This is a genomic window from Sulfitobacter brevis (assembly GCF_900112755.1).
GTDB classification, from domain to species: domain Bacteria; phylum Pseudomonadota; class Alphaproteobacteria; order Rhodobacterales; family Rhodobacteraceae; genus Sulfitobacter; species Sulfitobacter brevis.
This window is the reverse complement of the sequence record NZ_FOMW01000002.1, coordinates 187,184-203,843: the sequence shown is the minus strand read 5'-3', so window position 1 is coordinate 203,843 and position 16,660 is coordinate 187,184. Positions and strand designations below refer to the sequence as shown.

18 protein-coding genes and 1 tRNA gene are annotated in these 16,660 nt (G+C 60.3%); 10 read left to right on the top strand and 9 right to left on the bottom strand.

Going from position 1 to position 16,660, the window contains the following annotated elements; all coding sequences use genetic code 11:
- Positions 1–2: 2 nt before the first annotated feature.
- Positions 3–326, bottom strand: a complete 324-nt coding sequence (locus tag BM174_RS03510; protein ID WP_093922446.1) for a HesB/IscA family protein — start codon at positions 324–326, stop codon at positions 3–5.
- An 87-nt stretch (positions 327–413) separates the two neighbouring features.
- Between BM174_RS03510 and BM174_RS03505 the strand changes: the two genes are divergently transcribed.
- The 7 genes from BM174_RS03505 to BM174_RS03475 all read left to right on the top strand — a co-directional run bounded on the left by BM174_RS03505 (position 414) and on the right by BM174_RS03475 (position 7,230).
- A complete protein-coding gene (locus BM174_RS03505; RefSeq protein WP_093922445.1) occupies positions 414–1,595 on the top strand; it encodes a deoxyguanosinetriphosphate triphosphohydrolase in 1,182 nt (393 codons plus the stop codon).
- 48 nt (positions 1,596–1,643) lie between these two features.
- Complete coding sequence (gene argS, locus BM174_RS03500; RefSeq protein ID WP_093922444.1) at positions 1,644–3,389, top strand: arginine--tRNA ligase; 1,746 nt, start codon at positions 1,644–1,646, stop codon at positions 3,387–3,389.
- 77 nt (positions 3,390–3,466) lie between these two features.
- Positions 3,467–4,465 carry an SPOR domain-containing protein gene (locus tag BM174_RS03495; RefSeq protein WP_093922443.1) on the top strand — a complete coding sequence of 333 codons (999 nt, stop codon included), beginning with the start codon at positions 3,467–3,469 and terminating at the stop codon, positions 4,463–4,465.
- A gap of 7 nt (positions 4,466–4,472) precedes the next feature.
- Positions 4,473–5,477 (top strand): beta-N-acetylhexosaminidase, encoded by a 1,005-nt coding sequence (gene nagZ, locus BM174_RS03490; RefSeq protein ID WP_093922442.1) that lies wholly within the window; start codon positions 4,473–4,475, stop codon positions 5,475–5,477.
- Positions 5,470–6,255 carry a segregation and condensation protein A gene (locus BM174_RS03485; RefSeq protein ID WP_093922441.1) on the top strand — a complete coding sequence of 262 codons (786 nt, stop codon included), beginning with the start codon at positions 5,470–5,472 and terminating at the stop codon, positions 6,253–6,255. The genes nagZ and BM174_RS03485 overlap by 8 nt, the downstream gene beginning before the upstream one ends.
- A 2-nt stretch (positions 6,256–6,257) precedes the next feature.
- Positions 6,258–6,914: an SMC-Scp complex subunit ScpB gene (gene scpB / locus BM174_RS03480; RefSeq protein WP_177209402.1), complete on the top strand. Its 657-nt coding sequence runs from the start codon at positions 6,258–6,260 to the stop codon at positions 6,912–6,914.
- A gap of 70 nt (positions 6,915–6,984) precedes the next feature.
- Positions 6,985–7,230: a hypothetical protein gene (locus BM174_RS03475; protein WP_093922440.1), complete on the top strand. Its 246-nt coding sequence runs from the start codon at positions 6,985–6,987 to the stop codon at positions 7,228–7,230.
- A 51-nt stretch (positions 7,231–7,281) separates the two neighbouring features.
- On the opposite strand, the gene BM174_RS03470 is transcribed toward BM174_RS03475, so the two are convergent.
- The 8 genes from BM174_RS03470 to BM174_RS03435 form a co-directional block, all read right to left on the bottom strand.
- Positions 7,282–8,352, bottom strand: a complete 1,071-nt coding sequence (locus tag BM174_RS03470; protein WP_093922439.1) for a 2'-deoxycytidine 5'-triphosphate deaminase — start codon at positions 8,350–8,352, stop codon at positions 7,282–7,284.
- Positions 8,353–8,416: 64 nt separating this feature from the next.
- Positions 8,417–8,493 (bottom strand) — tRNA-Pro (locus BM174_RS03465).
- Positions 8,494–8,563: 70 nt separating this feature from the next.
- Complete coding sequence (locus BM174_RS21325) at positions 8,564–9,928, bottom strand: MerR family transcriptional regulator (protein ID WP_245766253.1); 1,365 nt, start codon at positions 9,926–9,928, stop codon at positions 8,564–8,566.
- A 3-nt stretch (positions 9,929–9,931) separates the two neighbouring features.
- Complete coding sequence (gene ihfA, locus BM174_RS03455; protein WP_093922438.1) at positions 9,932–10,234, bottom strand: integration host factor subunit alpha; 303 nt, start codon at positions 10,232–10,234, stop codon at positions 9,932–9,934.
- A gap of 109 nt (positions 10,235–10,343) precedes the next feature.
- Entirely contained in the window at positions 10,344–11,315 is a 972-nt protein-coding gene (locus BM174_RS03450; protein WP_093922437.1) for a beta-ketoacyl-ACP synthase III, read from the bottom strand.
- Positions 11,312–12,388 (bottom strand): phosphate acyltransferase PlsX, encoded by a 1,077-nt coding sequence (gene plsX / locus BM174_RS03445; protein WP_093922436.1) that lies wholly within the window; start codon positions 12,386–12,388, stop codon positions 11,312–11,314. The genes BM174_RS03450 and plsX overlap by 4 nt, the downstream gene beginning before the upstream one ends.
- Before the next feature lie 50 nt (positions 12,389–12,438).
- A complete protein-coding gene (gene rpmF, locus BM174_RS03440) occupies positions 12,439–12,645 on the bottom strand; it encodes a 50S ribosomal protein L32 (protein WP_093922435.1) in 207 nt (68 codons plus the stop codon).
- A gap of 203 nt (positions 12,646–12,848) precedes the next feature.
- A complete protein-coding gene (locus tag BM174_RS03435) occupies positions 12,849–13,394 on the bottom strand; it encodes a YceD family protein (RefSeq protein ID WP_177209401.1) in 546 nt (181 codons plus the stop codon).
- A 90-nt stretch (positions 13,395–13,484) separates the two neighbouring features.
- Between BM174_RS03435 and BM174_RS03430 the strand changes: the two genes are divergently transcribed.
- From BM174_RS03430 to BM174_RS03420, 3 genes are all read left to right on the top strand, one after another.
- Positions 13,485–13,949, top strand: a complete 465-nt coding sequence (locus BM174_RS03430) for an outer membrane protein assembly factor BamE (RefSeq protein WP_093922434.1) — start codon at positions 13,485–13,487, stop codon at positions 13,947–13,949.
- Positions 13,950–14,018: 69 nt separating this feature from the next.
- A complete protein-coding gene (locus BM174_RS03425) occupies positions 14,019–14,747 on the top strand; it encodes a GNAT family N-acetyltransferase (protein WP_093922614.1) in 729 nt (242 codons plus the stop codon).
- 86 nt (positions 14,748–14,833) lie between these two features.
- Positions 14,834–16,642, top strand: coding sequence for an ABC-F family ATP-binding cassette domain-containing protein (locus tag BM174_RS03420; RefSeq protein ID WP_093922433.1), 1,809 nt, complete (start codon positions 14,834–14,836; stop codon positions 16,640–16,642).
- Positions 16,643–16,660 lie beyond the last annotated feature (18 nt).

Genomic DNA, 16,660 nt, shown 5'->3' with positions numbered 1-16,660 from the left:
GTTTACATCGAGAACGAAGTGCCGCAGCCGCAAGAGGCCGTAGCATTAGGGTTTTCGATGACAAAACGCGCGCCGATCAGCTCTTCCGAGAAATCGATGACCGCATTGGACAAAAACGGCAGGGAAACGCTGTCCACAACAACCTTCTGGCCGCTGCCTTCAAGCACCAGATCATCCTCGGCCGGGGTGTCGAGCGCGATCTCGTACTGGAAGCCCGAACAGCCGCCACCTTCGACAGCGACGCGCAGGGCCTTGCCGTCAGTCGCAGCACCAATCTCGGCCAGACGCTCAAACGCGCGGGGGGTCACTTTGGGGGGCAAATTCATCTTGGGGGGTGCTCCGACCAGTCGGTTTCATTCCTGTGGTGTTCACTATATAGAAATCCGCAGGACAGGCCACAAGGACCAGCGACAATGCGCGCACCTTTCGCCTCTGATCCGGTAACCGCGCAGGGACGGCGCGTGCCGGAGGAGGAAAGCACATTCCGATCCTGCTTCCAGCGGGACCGGGACCGGATCATTCATGCCAGCGCCTTTCGGCGTCTCAAGCACAAGACGCAGGTCTTTGTGGAGCATGAGGGCGACTATTTTCGTACCCGTCTGACCCATTCCATCGAGGTGGCGCAGGTGGCGCGCACCATCGCAGGCGCACTGGGATTGAACGGCGAGTTGACCGAGGCTGTGGCGCTTGCCCATGACTTGGGGCATCCGCCCTTTGGCCATACCGGCGAGGACGCGCTTCAGGCGCTAATGTTCCCGTACGGCGGGTTTGACCACAACGCTCAGGCGATCAAGATAGTGACCTCTTTGGAGCGGCACTACGCAGCTTTTGACGGGCTGAACCTGACGTGGGACACTCTGGAAGGCATCGCCAAGCACAACGGGCCAGTGCTGAGCCCCGACGGGTCGGGCGATCTGCCGCATGCTTTGGCGGACTATAACGCCCTGCATGATCTGGAGCTGCACACCCATGCCAGCGCCGAGGCGCAGGTCGCGGCATTGTCGGATGATATCGCCTATAACAACCACGATCTGCACGACGGTCTGCGTGCGGGTCTGTTCACCGAAGAGGACGCTGCGGCGTTACCGCTCGTCGGCGCGGCCTTTGCCGAGGTGGACCGGCTCTATCCCGACACGGACAGCTATCGCCGCCGCCACGAGGCGCTGCGGCGGGTATTCGGGGTGATGGTGGCAGATGTCATCGACACCTCAAAGGCGATCCTGATTGGCAGTGGGGCGCGGTCGTCTTCTGACATCCGGCATCTGGGCCGTCCGGTGATCCGCTTCTCCGATGCGATGTGGGCCGATATCGACCAGATCCGCAAATTCCTGTTCCAGCGTATGTACCGCGCGCCCTCGGTCATGGAAAAACGTGCCGAAGTGACCAAGGTGGTCGAGGACCTGTTTCCGCTTTTCTTGGAAAATCCCGATATGCTGCCGCGTCATTGGGCGCGCCAGATCGAGGATGCGGCACAGGATCGCACTACGCTGGCCCGCATGGTTGCCGATTATATCGCAGGCATGACCGACCGCTTTGCCTTGCAGGAACATGTGCGTCTGCTACAGCCTGCGCACCCCCCTTTGCCCCGCGATTGACTGCCCCCCATCAAATGATACACGGGCGGTGAACACAGGAAGACCGACATGAACCTCTTTGCCGAAATACGCCAAACCATCATCAGTGCGCTTGAGACGATGGTTAATCAGGGCGCATTGCCCGAAACACTGAACTTTGACGCGATCACCGCCGAGCCGCCCCGCGATGCCTCGCATGGTGATATGTCGACCAACGCCGCGATGGTGCTGGCCAAGCCCGCTGGCATGAAGCCGCGCGAGATTGCCGACGCGCTGGCCCGCCAGTTGATGCAAGACCCACGGATCACCGCAGCCGATGTGGCCGGACCGGGGTTTCTGAACCTGCGTCTGGCGCCTGTGGTCTGGCAGGAAATCGCACAGGTCGTGCTGAACGAGGGCACCGATTTTGGTCGCGCCACTTTGGGGCAGGGCAAAAAGGTCAACGTCGAATATGTATCGGCCAACCCGACCGGCCCGCTCCATGTCGGCCACACGCGCGGCGCGGTTTTTGGCGATGCGCTGGCCAGCCTGCTGGATTTTGCCGGTTACGATGTGACCCGTGAATACTACATCAACGATGGCGGCGCGCAGGTCGATGTGCTCGCCCGTTCGGTTTATCTGCGCTATCAAGAGGCGCATGACCTGACTGTTGACTGGCCCGAGGGCAGCTATCCGGGAGACTATCTGATCGAGGTCGGCGAGGCGCTGAAATCAAAAGTGGGCGACGCCTATCTGGAACAGGGCGAGGATGTCTGGCTCGAAGAAGTGCGAAACTTCGCGACTGAGGCAATGATGGACCTGATCCGCGCTGATTTGGCCGCTCTGGGCGTCAAGATGGATGTCTTCTACTCCGAAAAGTCGCTTTACGGCACCGGCCTGATTGAGAAGGCGATCGAGGATCTGCGCAACAAAGGCCTGATCTACGAAGGCGTGCTGGAGCCACCGAAGGGCAAAAAGCCCGAAGATTGGGAACCGCGCGAGCAGACGCTTTTCAAGTCCACCAAACACGGCGATGACGTTGACCGTCCGGTGATGAAATCTGACGGGGCATGGACCTATTTCGCGCCCGATATCGCCTATCACTATGACAAGGTGCAACGCGGCTTTGACGCGCTGATTGACGTGTTCGGCGCCGACCACGGCGGTTATGTCAAACGGATGAAGGCTGCGGTCAGCGCGCTTTCCGAAGGCCGCGTGCCGCTCGATATCAAGCTCACGCAATTGGTGAAGCTTTATAAAAATGGTGAGCCGTTCAAGATGTCCAAACGGGCAGGGACCTTTGTGACCCTGCGCGACGTGGTCGATCAGGTCGGGCCGGATGTGACCCGTTTTGTGATGCTGACGCGCAAGAACGATGCCTCGCTTGATTTCGATTTCGCCAAGGTGCTGGAGCAGAGCCGCGAGAACCCTGTGTTCTATGTTCAATATGCCCACGCCCGCGTCGCCAGCGTGCTGCGCAAGGCCGAAGCCGCAGGCATCGACGTGAGCGATGCGGCCCTCAAAGCCGCCGATCTGGGCAAGCTGGATCATGAGGCCGAGCTGGCGCTGCTGCGTAAGATCGCCGAATGGCCGCGTCTGGTGGAGACCGCCGCACGCAGCAACGAGCCGCACCGTGTCGCGTTTTACCTCTATGAGCTGGCGGGCGATCTGCACGGGCTTTGGAACCGTGGCAACGACGAAACCCAGTTGCGGTTCATCCAGGAAGACGCCCCCGAAACCTCGCAGGCAAAAATCGCCCTAGCGCGGGCCACAGCGATTGTAATTGCGGCGGGTCTTGGTATTCTTGGCGTGAGCCCGGCGCAGGAGATGCGGTAAACGCACCACGCGCCACGACAGGCAACCCCAAGATCAGACCCGCTTGGCAATGTACCGCAGCGGGCAGCGAGGCGCAGATGGCAGACTTCAACCATACCCCTGACGGGGGCGATTACAGCTATGACTTCCAGAGCGAGTTCAGCACCGCTCCGCAGCCTAACACCTTGGGCAAGCTGACAAATGGTGCGGGGGCTTTGGTCTCGCTCGTGTTAATCGCAGGCATTGGTGTCTGGGGCTACAAGCTGTTGGTGCGCGACGTCAGCGGCATCCCTGTGGTGAAGGCTGCGGTCGGTGAAATGCGGGTCCGTCCAGACGAGCCGGGCGGGCAGTTGGCCAAGCACCAAGGCCTTTCCGTCAACAGCGTTGCGGCCTTGGGCACAGCGGGCGCACCCGCAGATGAACTGCGTTTGGCACCCAGCCCTATCGAGTTGACCGAAGAAGACCAGATCACTTTGGTGGCAATGGTTGCAGACGTACCACAGGACGGCACAGCCGAGGCCGCGATGGAGGGCGAGATTCCCGATGTCGCAGGCGCTTTGCAGTCCGGCGATGTGACAGCTTTGGTCGAGCAATTGACCGCCGGCATCGACCCGATGGATGCAACCTCGGACCAGCTTGCTGATATCGAACAGGCCGCTGTGGTCGTCGAGCCCGAGCTTGAATCCGCACCGGCCAATAGCATCACCGCACCAGGCGTGCGCAACTCGCTGCGGCCGCGTAAACGACCCAATGACGTTGCGATGGTGGTGCAGGCCTCGCTGCGCAGCGACGCACCCGCCGCTGCCAAGGCTTCCGCCGCCGAGATTGACCCCGCATCACTGGCCAAAGGCACGCGGCTGGCCCAGTTGGGCGCGTTCGACAGCCCCGAAGTGGCGCGCGAGCAATGGGACCAACTGAATATTCGCTTTTCAGCCTATCTTGATGGCAAACAGCGGGTCGTCCAAAAGGCGACCAGCGGCGGGCGGGTGTTTTACCGTCTGCGCGCTCACGGCTTTGAGGATATCGCTGACGCACGGCGCTTCTGCTCGGCTTTGGTCGCTGAAAACGCCGATTGTATTCCTGTCGTAACGCGGTGATGCGCCGATGAGCACGTTTGGTGCCACGATCCTGTCTTCGGACGGACCACTGCTGACGGCGGAGGAAAAGCGCTTCTTTCGCGAGGCTGATCCCTTTGGCTTCATCCTGTTTGGCCGCCATCTGGAAACCCCGGATCAAATCCGTGCGCTTTGTACGGAATTTCGCGAGGCAGTGGGCCGCGACTGTCTGATCACGATTGATCAGGAGGGCGGGCGCGTGCAGCGCCTGCGCCCGCCTTTGGCACGCGCATGGCTACCGGCACTGGACTTCGTGAATGCTGCCGCCTCGGCCTCGCGGGCGATGTATCTGCGGGCACGGTTGATCGCCGATGATCTGCGCCAACTTGGCATCGACAGCAATTGCATCCCCAACCTTGATCTTGCTTTGCCCGAGACCCATCCGTTTTTGCTCAACCGTTGCTATGGCAGCGATCCGGCAGTTGTCGCAGCCCTTGGGGCCGTGGTGATGGAAGGGATGGTCGCAGGCGGCGTGTTGCCGGTGGTCAAACATGCGCCCGGCCATGGCCGCAGCACGCTCGACAGCCACCATAACCTGCCCGTGGTTGACGCGCCGCTCGACACCCTGCGCAAAACCGATTTTCTGCCCTTCAACCACCTGCGTCACGCGCCGCTGGCGATGACCGCGCATATTGTGTTTTCCGCGATCGACGACTTGCCTGCGACCCTGTCGCCCAAGGTGATGGGGCTGATCCGCGACGAGATCGGCATGACAGGGCTAATCATGAGCGATGATATCTCCATGCAGGCGCTCTCGGGCGATCTGGCCAGCCGCAGCCGCACAGCCATTGCAGCAGGCTGTGATGTGATCCTGCATTGCAACGATACTTTGGTCGAGCGCCGCGCGGTCGCCGAGGCCGCAGGCCGGATGACACCAACCGCCCAAACCCGCGCCGATGCAGCGATGGCCTGTCGCACAGCGCCTGACGATGTTGACATCACCGCCCTTGAGCGCGAACTTGAGACGCTTCTGGGTGGGGCGGGACATGGCTGATACCACATTCGAGGAAGACACAGTCTCGGTTGCCGAGCGGCTTGCCGCAGAAGCGCTGATCATCGACGTTGACGGGTTCGAAGGCCCGCTTGACCTGTTGCTGACCCTCAGCCGCACACAAAAGGTCGACCTGCGGCGCATTTCAGTGCTGCAACTGGCGCGGCAGTACCTTGCTTTTGTCGAACAGGCCAAGGCGCTGCGGCTCGAACTCGCGGCGGACTATCTGGTGATGGCGGCATGGCTCGCCTTTCTCAAATCGCGCCTGCTACTGCCGCCCGACCCTGAGGATGAAGGTCCCTCGGGCGAGGAACTGGCCGCCCATCTGGCGTTCCAGCTTGAGCGTTTGCAAGCGATGCGCGATGCTGCTGCCCGTCTGATGGCCCGCGACCAGTTGGGCCGTGACTTCTTTGCCCGTGGCCAAACCCACGAGGTCGAGCGGGTGCGCCGCGTTACCTATACCGCGACGCTGCTCGATCTGATGCAGGGCTACGCCCGTATCCGCACCCGTGACGATTTCCGCCCCTTTGTGATGGACCGGGATGCAGTGTTTACGATGGAGCAGGCGCTGGAGCGGATGCGCGGGCTGATTGGCTATGCAGGGGATTGGTCGGACCTGACCAGCTATCTGCCCGAGGGGTGGGAGATTGACCCCGTCAAGCGGCGCTCGGCCACTGCCGCAACCTTTGCCGCCTCGCTCGAACTGGTCAAGGAAGGCCATCTCGAAATTCGCCAATCCGAGCTGTTCGCGCCGATCCAGTTGCGCAAGAAGGAACGTTAAGCGTGACCCCAGAGACTGAAGAAAAAGAAGAAAGCCTGTTTGCCGCACCGCCGCTGGCCGAACAGGAGCGGATGATCGAAGCCGTGCTTTTTGCGACCTCCGAGCCGGTCACGCTGGCCGAATTGGACGGGCGGATGCCGCATGGCTCGGACGCTGCCGAGGCAATGGTGCATCTGCGCAAACGCTATGAGGGGCGCGGTGTGACGGTGGTGCGGGTCGGTGACGGCTATGCCATGCGTACCGCGTCCGACCTTGGCTTTCTGATGCAAAAGGAGACTGTCGAGGTCCGCAAACTTAGCCGCGCCGCGATCGAAACCCTTGCCATCGTTGCCTACCACCAGCCCGTCACCCGCGCCGAGATTGAGGAGATTCGCGGTGTGTCGGTGTCGCGCGGCACTGTGGACCAGCTGCTGGAGATGGAATGGATCCGCTTTGGCCGCCGCAAGATGACACCGGGCCGTCCGGTGACTTTCGTAGTCACGCAGGAGTTCCTTGACCACTTCGGGTTGGAAAACGCCCGCGACTTGCCTGGCTTGAAGGAATTGCGCGCCGCCGGATTGCTGGAGAACCGTCCCCCCTTTGGATCGCTGCCGATTGTCGGCGATGGCGAGGTCGAAGAAGAAGCGACCCGTGGTCAGAGCGAACTTTTCGAGGATTGATCGCACAGAACCTGAAAAGGGCCGCAATTCGTGCTATATAATGCCGCGAGGTATTAAGGAGTTTTGGGCAATGAACCAAATTATCAACATGATTATCCGTCAAGTGATGAACCAGTTGGTGCGCCGTGGCATCAGTGCGGGGATCAATCAGGCATCCAAGATCGGCAAAAACAGATCAGGGCGCGATATGGCCGATGCGGGCACGGATCAACCGCAAATGAGCAAGCAAGACCGTCAAGCGGGCCGTGCATCGCAGCAAAATGGGAAACGTGCGAGCCAGTCGATGAAAGCCGTGCGGCGGGTCACCAAGCTTTGATCAGGTCCTGAATGCTTTAGAACGCGCAGCGTTTCGGCGTGCGCGGTTCTCTTAGCGGAAGTGCTTGGAGAGCTTGAGGCCCTGACCTTGATAGTTCGAGGCGATGCCCGCACCATAAAGCTGGGTCGGCACCTCGGCCATGCGCTCATAGACCAATCGCCCTACAACTTGTCCGTGCTCCAGCACAAACGGCGCTTCGTGGCAGCGCACCTCCAGAACCCCGCGTGATCCAACACCGCCCGCCGAGGCATGGCCAAAACCAGGGTCGAAGAACCCAGCGTAATGCACGCGGAATTCACCGACCATCGCCAGATAGGGCGCCATTTCGGCGGCATATTCGGGCGGGATTGTCACAGCCTCGCGGCTCACGAGGATGTAGAAGGCACCGGGGTCGAGGATGATCTGGCCATTGGCGCTATGCACCTCTTCCCAGAAATCCGCCGCCGCATAGTGGCCAATGCGGTCAAGGTCGATCACGCCGGTATGTGGCTTGGCACGGTAGCCAACGAGCGTGGTGTCGGGTAGTTTCAGATCGACGGAGAAGCCCAAGCCATCGTCAATCACGGCCACGCCATCCACCAGTGGCGTCTCGGCGTGCAAGGCACGCAAGCCGTCATCATCCAGCACCGCAACGCCACGGCCAAAACGGATCTGGTTTAACCGCATGCCGGGCCGGACGAGGACCGAAAACGAGCGCGGACAGATCTCGGCGTAGAGCCCGCCTTGATAGCCTGCGCCGATGCGGTCAAATTCGGTGCCGCCATCGGTGATGGTGCGGGTCAGCAGGTCCAGCCGTCCGGTTGAGCTTTTGGCATTAGCCACAGCCGCGACATCCTCGGGCAGCGCCAAATGTTCCATCAGCGGCACTACATAGACGCAGCCTTTTTCGAGAACGGCGCCATGGGTCAGATCGATCTGATGCATCTGGAATTCGGCCAGCCGGTCCATGACCTTGTTGCCATGTCCTGCCAGAAACGATGCTCGCACACGGTAGGCTGTGGTGCCAAGGCGCAGATCGAGGCTGGCGGGCTGGATTTGTTCGGGGGTGACGGCGGGATCGGCGGTAATCGCCTGCTGCGCGATCATCTGCGCGATCTGCTGGTTGGGAATTACACCGTTCATCGCGTCGCACCTCTCGCAAAGACAAACGCCCGCACCGATAAAGGTGCGGGCGCTGTAAATCGGTTGGTCGGGCTAGCAGGACTCGAACCTGCGACCTTCCGTCCCCCAGACGGACGCGCTACCAGACTGCGCCATAGCCCGACTATGGGCGGTTCATACCTGATCTTGCCTGCGGTGCAAGAGGGAATTCGCACCGCGTGCATGGCGCAGATCAGTCTTTTCGATCAGCCGGAGCGCCGCCCTTGCGGGTGGCGGCCATCGAATCGCGCAATGCGGCAAATTTCGCCAGCGCAGGAGCAATTTCGGCCGCTTGGCGGGCAGAGAAGCCGCGCGCGCGGAAGGCAGCAGAGAGCAACGAAGGGGCCGCGGCAATTTCCGAGTCCGAAGGCACCGCAGGCGTGTCGATCACCCGCGGCTTTGGCGCTGGTGGTGCAGCCGGTTCGGATTGTTGTGTCGGCTCAGGCTCTTGGACGGGCTTAACAGGCTCGGCCTGCAGTTCGGGTTCGGGCTGGCGCTCGGGCTCGGCCTGTTCTGATACGGTCCGTTCAGGCTCGATCTGCGGCTCAGCTTCATCCTGTTCGTGGGATGCGAATTGGGGCTCTGACTGGGCTGCGATTTCGGGCTTTTTATCCTCTGGCTTGTCGTGAGAGGACCCCTCCATCGCAGGGGGCGTGTTGTCAGAGACAGGTGGCACCTGTGGGGATGCGTCTCCCAGCGGGCGGCGCAGGAAGGCGGGCAGGGCGGTTGGCTCTGCTGTCTGCTCAGACGCTTGCGGCTGGTCGGCTTCTGATGGTGCTTGATCTGTGGTTTGCACAGGCCTTGCCTCAGCGGCTTCGTCGCCTGCTTCGGAAGTTGTCTCGGCTGCTGTCCATTCTGCGCGATCCAGCGCTTGCCCGATCATCCCGGATTCAGATACCGCCGCGTCGGTAGTTTTTGTTTCTGTTTCGTCAACAGTCTCCATTGTTTCCAATTCGGAAACCAAGTCCGGTGACGAAGCCTCTACTTCTGCCACGGAATAGGGCGTGTCTTCGCCTTCATCAGCGGCCATCGGAGCAGCATCGGTATCAACGGCGTCGGGCATTTCTTCGCCAGCTGAGGCGGGATCCTGCATCATCTCGTCAACAGGTGCGGCAACGTTTTCAGGCGCGGTGATGGGCTCGGCGGAGCTTTCGGGCGCGGGAGGCTCGGGCGCCGTGGCACGGAAATCCAGTACCACGCCTTTTTCTTCGATTTCAGGCTCGGGCAGTGGCGTAACCACCGGGACGGCATCGACCGGCCCCAATTGCGACAGCGTCAACTCGTCCAGCGGGCCGGAGAGGTCCGCGACATGGCTCATGCCCTCTTCGCGCAGGATTTTTTGGACGCCCTTAATGGTAAGCCCGTCATCATGCAGCAGCCGCTTGATGCCACCCAAAAGCAGCATATCTGCTGGGCGATAATACCGCCGACCGCCCGCACGTTTGATCGGCTTTACTTGGGTGAATTTGCTTTCCCAAAAGCGCAGCACATGGGCTTGGATGCCCAACCAGTCAGCAACTTCTGAGATGGTGCGAAAAGCGTCTGGCGATTTGGCCATGGGTTAGGACTTGTTCCCGTCCGCGACCCGGTCTTTCATCAGATGCGATGGGCGGAAGGTCAGCACACGGCGCGGGTCAATCGGGACCTCCTCGCCGGTTTTCGGGTTGCGGCCCACACGGGCGGTTTTATCGCGCACCGAGAAGGTGCCGAAGGACGAGATTTTAACCTGCTCTCCGGCCACCAGCGCATCGGACATGTGTTCAAGAACAGCTTCGACCAGTTGCGCGCTTTCGTTGCGGGAAAGACCAACTTCCGCGAAAACAGCTTCGCTCAGGTCCATCCGCGTCAAGGTCTTATTGGCCATTACATCCCCCATATTTTGGAACACCATAGGCTGTCACAATTTTCTGTGTCAATATTAATGACTTGCGAGGCACCTTTTAGGCGGAACTTTTGCACGTTTCGTCAGGCAGTTACCAGCGCAGGACCACCGCGCCCCATGCCAATCCGCCGCCGATTGCCTCGGTGACGATCAGGTCGCCCTGCTTTATCTGGCCCCGTTGCCGCCCGACGGACAGCGCCAGCGGGATCGATGCAGCAGAAGTGTTGCCGTGGTCCTGCACCGTGACGACAACCTTATCCATAGGCAGGCCGAGCTTCTTAGCCGTGCCTTGGATGATGCGGATATTAGCTTGATGCGGCACGATCCAGTCGACATCGCTGGCCTCGACGCCAGCACGTTCCATCGCCGTTGTGGCTGTGGCAGCTAGCTTTTCCACCGCATGGCGGAACACCTGATTGCCCTGCATGCGCAGATAACCGGTGGTGCCAGTGCTGACGCCGCCATCGACATAGAGAAGATCACGGTAGCGCCCGTCCGAATTCAGGTCTGTCGCCAGAATGCCGCGATCCTGCGGGGTGCCTTCGGCTTCTTGCGCCTCAAGCAGCACGGCACCGGCACCATCGCCAAACAACACGCAGGTGCTGCGGTCGGTCCAGTCCATGATGCGGCTGAAGGTTTCGGCGCCAATTACCAGCACGCGGCGCGCCTGACCCGACAGGATCAGCGCATTGGCATTGGACAGCGCATAAACAAAGCCCGCGCAAACCGCTTGCACATCAAAGGCAAAGCCGCCGGTCATGCCCAATTGGGCCTGCACCATCGTCGCGGCTGAGGGGAAGGTCAGATCAGCTGTAGAGGTCGCCAGAATGATTGCATCGACGTCATCGGCCACAAGCCCTGCATCCGCCAGTGCGGCTTTGGCAGCGGCGGTTGCCATCGCGGAGGTCGTTTCCCCTTCGGCGGCGAAATGGCGGCGTTCAATGCCGGAGCGCGACTTGATCCATTCGTCATTCGTATCGAGGGTTTTCTCAAACTCGGCATTCTCCACCACCCGCTCGGGCAGGTGATGGCCGCAACCGATGATAACCGCACGCAAATTCATTCAGATTTTTCCTCGCCAGGAAGCACAACAGCAACACGCGTGGCAATTTTATCGTTAAACCGGTTGGCGGACAATTGCGCCGCCAGCTTGATCGCAGCCGAGACACCCATCGCATCGGCAGAGCCATGCGATTTCACCACTGTACCATTAAGACCGAGAAACACGCCACCATTCACGCGGCGCGGGTCAATCTTTTTGCTCAAGCGCTGCAGTGAGGTATAGGCCAGAAGCGAGGCCAGACGCGACAGAGGCGAATATTTGAAAGCTTCGCGCAGGCGCGCACCGATCATGCTCGCAGTGCCTTCGCCGGTCTTGATCGCCACATTGCCGGTAAAGCCGTCGGTAACAATCACATCGGCGCGGGTGCCAGAAACATCAACACCTTCGACAAAACCGACGAAGTCATAGCCAGCATCGTCCGATTGGCCACGGATCAGATCAAAAGCTTCTTTAAGCTCGGCGCGGCCTTTGTGCTCTTCGGTGCCAACGTTTAGCAGACCGACGCGCGGGCGTTTAAGGTCCATGCCGTTGCGGGCATAGGAAGCGCCCATCAGCGCATAGCGCATCAGATCTTCGGCATCGGCACGCACATCGGCGCCAACATCGAGAATCACGTTAAACCCTTGCGGGTTGGAGGAGGGATAAAGCACCGCAATCGCCGGACGGTTAACACCGGGCAGCTTTTTAAGGCGGATCATCGACAGCGCCATCAGCGCACCGGTGTTGCCACATGACACGGCAACGGCAGCCTCATGCGTGCGCACAGACTCGATGGCGGACCACATTGACGTGTCCTTGCCGGTGCGGACAACCTGACTGGGTTTGTCATCCATGGTGACAACATCTGCGGCATGACGAATCTCGCACCGGCCCTGAAGCTCGCGACGTTTTGCCACGAGCGGAGCCAGCACAGATTCGTCACCATGCAAGATAAGCGTGATGTCTGGGTTTACCTTGGCGGACAAGGCACACCCGGCCACAACAATGGCCGGGCCTTGGTCACCACCCATGGCGTCCACAGAAATCAAGGTCTGCCCGGCTTTCGCTGCGGTCTGATCGGTCGGGGCCGTCATCGATTGCGAATGCCTCATCTGATCAATTTATGCGATATACCTGAAGCAGCTTATGCTGCGTCGTCTTCCAGATCAATCTCGTCGACCAGAGCAACAACTTCGGTGTTATCATAGTGGCCACAGGCCGCACAGATGTGGTGTGGACGCTTAAGTTCACCACAGTTCGAACATTCGTTCGGGTTGGCGGCGGTAAGCGAATCGTGCGAGCGACGGTTATTGCGGCGCGATTTGGAAACTTTATTCTGCTGGACAGCCATGTCTGGTGCCTTTGTCATTCGGGGCCAAACGGCACTTCGCGGTGCACATCAGCCGTGTTTCAATTTCGGACCCGGTCGGGCGTGACGCCGCTTTAGGCCCGCAGCCTCGCATTGTCCAACCTTAATTGGGGTGAGGCGGGCAAAATACCGTCAAAACGAAGGGATGCAAGCCAGTATTTGGCCTCAATCGTCCTACCCTGCGGTCATTTTCCTTCAAGCTTGTCCTTAAACGAGGCCAATCCGGCAAAAGGCCGCGCATCTTCGTCGGTCATCGGCGCGTCACCGGGTTTGGTGTAAACCAGCTGTCCGAGTTCGGCCTCGTCCTTGCGCGGATATTCCGGCACCGCAAGCACCAGAGCCTCCTGCATCACCACCGCAGGATCGATCCAAGCGCCGAGCGCCTCGGTGGTTTCGTCTTCCGGCATCTCGACCTCGGGGTCCTCGGGATCAGAATAATCATGCACAAACCGGCGGGTGATCTTCTGGTCGATCCGGGTGGTAACAGGCTCAAGGGTAACGACGCAGGGCTGGACGATGGTCGCACCGAGCTTTGCACGCAGCTCCCAATCAGTCTTGCCCAAGGGCACAATCTCGCCTTCAAAACTGAGTTTGCGCAGCGCCGAAAGATCAAGCGTGTTGGCGATCTCGGTGCAGGTCGCGGCGTCAGGGCGCAGCGCGAAGGTATTTCGGGCGCTTTGCAGCAGGTCTGCAACGCGCAGAGCGGTGGGGCTGGGAGGGGTACGGGACATGTGCATTAACTTTCGTTTCTTGAACCCGAGGGGGCCCTTAGTGTATGCGAGATAAAAGCCAGACGTTTAAAGGGCAAGAGGGCAGACAAAATGCGTGATGTGAACCGATCTGGCAGAAATGCCCTGCGGGCGGCAACCTGCGCGGCCTTTTTGGCGATTTCCGCCTGTACACCCCAGTTTGAGAACCACGGTTATGTCCCGCTTGAGGCAGACTTGCAGACCATTCAGGTCGGTCAGGACACCCGTGACAGCGTCGCCGAAAAGATCGGCGTCCCGACCTCATCGGGCGTTTTGGGGGACGGTGGCTACTATTACGTACGCACCCGCCTTAAGATCATCGGCCCCTTCGAGCCGCGCGAGATCGAGCGTGAAGTGGTTGCGATCAGCTTTACCAACGCCGGTGTTGTCCAGAATGTGGAACGTTTCGGGTTAGAGGAGGGCCGCGTTGTGCCCCTGTCGCGCCGCGTGACGACCTCGGATGTCAGCAGAACATCGATTCTGCGCCGTTTGCTGGGCAACTTAGGACGGTTTAATCCGGCCGGTTTCGGCGGATAGCATGACGTCATGACGCGGTCACATGTCATCGGCACAGATGCTTCGGCAGGGGGCGGTGGGATGGACAGGATGCTGACGCCGCTGGTCAAAGGCAAATACATCGCAGCGCAAGCGCAGGGGCAGGCCGATATCGAAGCCGCCCAGCGGTTGCGGGCCCAATGTTTCGGGCTTTCGCAAGACCTTGATATCGAGGGCTTTGACGCCGGCGCGGTGCATGTGCTGGTACGCGCACGCGACAGCGGCGTGCTGGTATGCTGTTTCCGCCTGCTGGCTTTGCGGGGCACCGATTTGCCGCGCAGCTATGCCGCGCAGTTCTATGATCTGCAGGCATTGCAGGGCTACGATGGGCTGATGTTGGAGTTGGGCCGGTTTTGCGTGCACCCTGACTGGCGCGATCCGGATATTGTGCGCGTCGCCTGGGCGGCGATGACCGACTTTGTCGATGCGCATGACGTGCAGATGCTGTTTGGCTGCGCGTCTTTCGCAGGGATCGATACAGCGCAGTACCTTGATGCCTTTGCGATGCTGAAAGCGCGGCATCTGGCACCGGCACGCTGGTTGCCACAGGTAAAGGCGCCGCATGTGTTTCGCTATGCCGCAAAGCTTCGCCGCAAGCCTGATCTGCGCAAAGCCATGCTGCGGATGCCCCCCTTGCTGCGCAGTTATCTGATGATGGGGGGCTGGGTGAGTGATCATGCAGTCGTCGATACCGGGATGAATACGCTGCATGTTTTCACCGGATTGGAGATCGGCGCGATCCCTGCCAGTCGAAAACGGTTGTTGCGGGCCTTGGTTTGAGAGATTTTTAGCCGCCGCCGGAGATATTTAGGGCCAAAAACAGGAGGCCCGTTGACGTCCCTGCGGCGTGCGGGTAGCGAGGCGCCATGGCAAGAGCACCTCTTTTACAACTCAATGAAATTTCGCTGACCTTTGGCGGTGATCCGGTTTTCGAAGGCCTGTCCCTTGTGGTGCAGGCGGGCGACCGCGTCGCGCTTGTAGGGCGCAACGGGTCGGGCAAATCGACGCTGATGAAGGTGATGGCCGGTCTGGTCGAAGCCGACAGCGGCGAGGTCGTGGCCGGTCCGGGCGTGTCGGTCGGCTATATGGAACAGGAACCCGATCTGAGCGGGTACGAGACCCTGGGCGATTTTGCAGCAGCGAATCTGGATCCGGGTGAGATGTATAAGGTCGAGCGGGCGGGCGAGGGGCTGAAGTTTGACCCTGCACGTCCTGTGGCAACCGCCAGTGGCGGTGAGCGGCGGCGTGCGGCTTTGGCGCGCTTGATGGCCGAAGAGCCTGAATTGATGCTGCTCGACGAGCCGACCAACCATTTGGATATCGAAGCGATCCGCTGGCTTGAGGACGAGCTGAAGCAGACCCGTACCGCATTTGTCATCATCAGCCACGACCGCGCGTTTCTGCGCGAGTTGACGCGGGCGACCTTGTGGATCGACCGCGGCATGGTGCGGCGTCAAGAGACCGGCTTTGGCGGGTTTGAGGCGTGGCGTGACCAGATGTGGGAAGAAGAGGACATGCAGCGCCACAAGCTGAACCGCAAAATCAAGGCGGAGGCGCGTTGGGCGGTTGAGGGGATTTCGGCGCGGCGCAAGCGCAATCAGGGCCGTGTGCGGGCGTTGCAGGAATTGCGGGCCGAGCGGTCGTCGCAGATCACGCGGCAGGGCACGGCGGCGATGGTGCTGGAGGCCGGTACGAAATCGGGCCGCAAGGTTGTCGAGGTTGAAGGCATCTCCAAGCAGTTCGGCGATAAAACGATTCTGCGCGATTTTTCGTTGAAGGTGCAGCGCGGCGACCGGATTGCTTTGGTCGGCCCCAATGGTGTGGGCAAAACCACGCTGTTGAACATGCTGATTGGCAAAGAAGAACCCGATAGTGGCAAGGTCACTTTGGGCACCAATCTGGAGCTCGCCCTGTTTGATCAGGCGCGCGCGCAGCTTGATGGTGACATGACCCTGTGGGACAGCCTGACCGGTGATCCCGATATGCGGGTCTCGGGCAAAGCGGATCAGGTTTTGGTGCGCGGCATGCCAAAGCATGTTGTTGGATATCTTAAAGAATTCCTATTTGACGAGGGTCAGGCGCGGGCACCGGTCCGGTCCCTGTCGGGCGGCGAGAAGGCACGGTTGTTGCTGGCCAAAATCATGGCGCGCGAGAGCAATGTGCTGGTGTTGGACGAACCGACCAACGATCTGGACGTCGAAACGCTCGATCTGTTGCAAGAATTGCTCGACAGCTATGACGGCACGGTGATCATGGTCAGCCACGACCGTGATTTTCTGGACCGTGTGGCCGCGACCACCATTGCGATGGAGGGCGACGGGCGCGCCACGGTCTATGCCGGTGGCTGGACTGATTACCTGAACCAGCGCGGGCAGGATGATTTCTCCGACTCGGTGACCAAGGCCAAGGCACCTGCGGCAAAGGAAAAGCAATCAAAGGCGGCGAAGTCCGGCTTGAGCTTTACCGAGAAGCACCGTTTGGAAGCCTTGCCCGAAGAGATTGCGAAAATTGAAGCGGAGATTGGCAAGCTCGAGCTTTTGCTGGCAGATCCGCAGCTTTTTACCCGCGAGCCGATGAAATTCAAGAAAGCCACGCAAGCCCTTGTCGAGCGTCAGGAAAAGCTCTCCTCAGCCGAGGAAGAGTGGATGGCGCTTGAGGAGAAGGCAGGGGGCTGAGCCGCCTGCCTGTCTGGC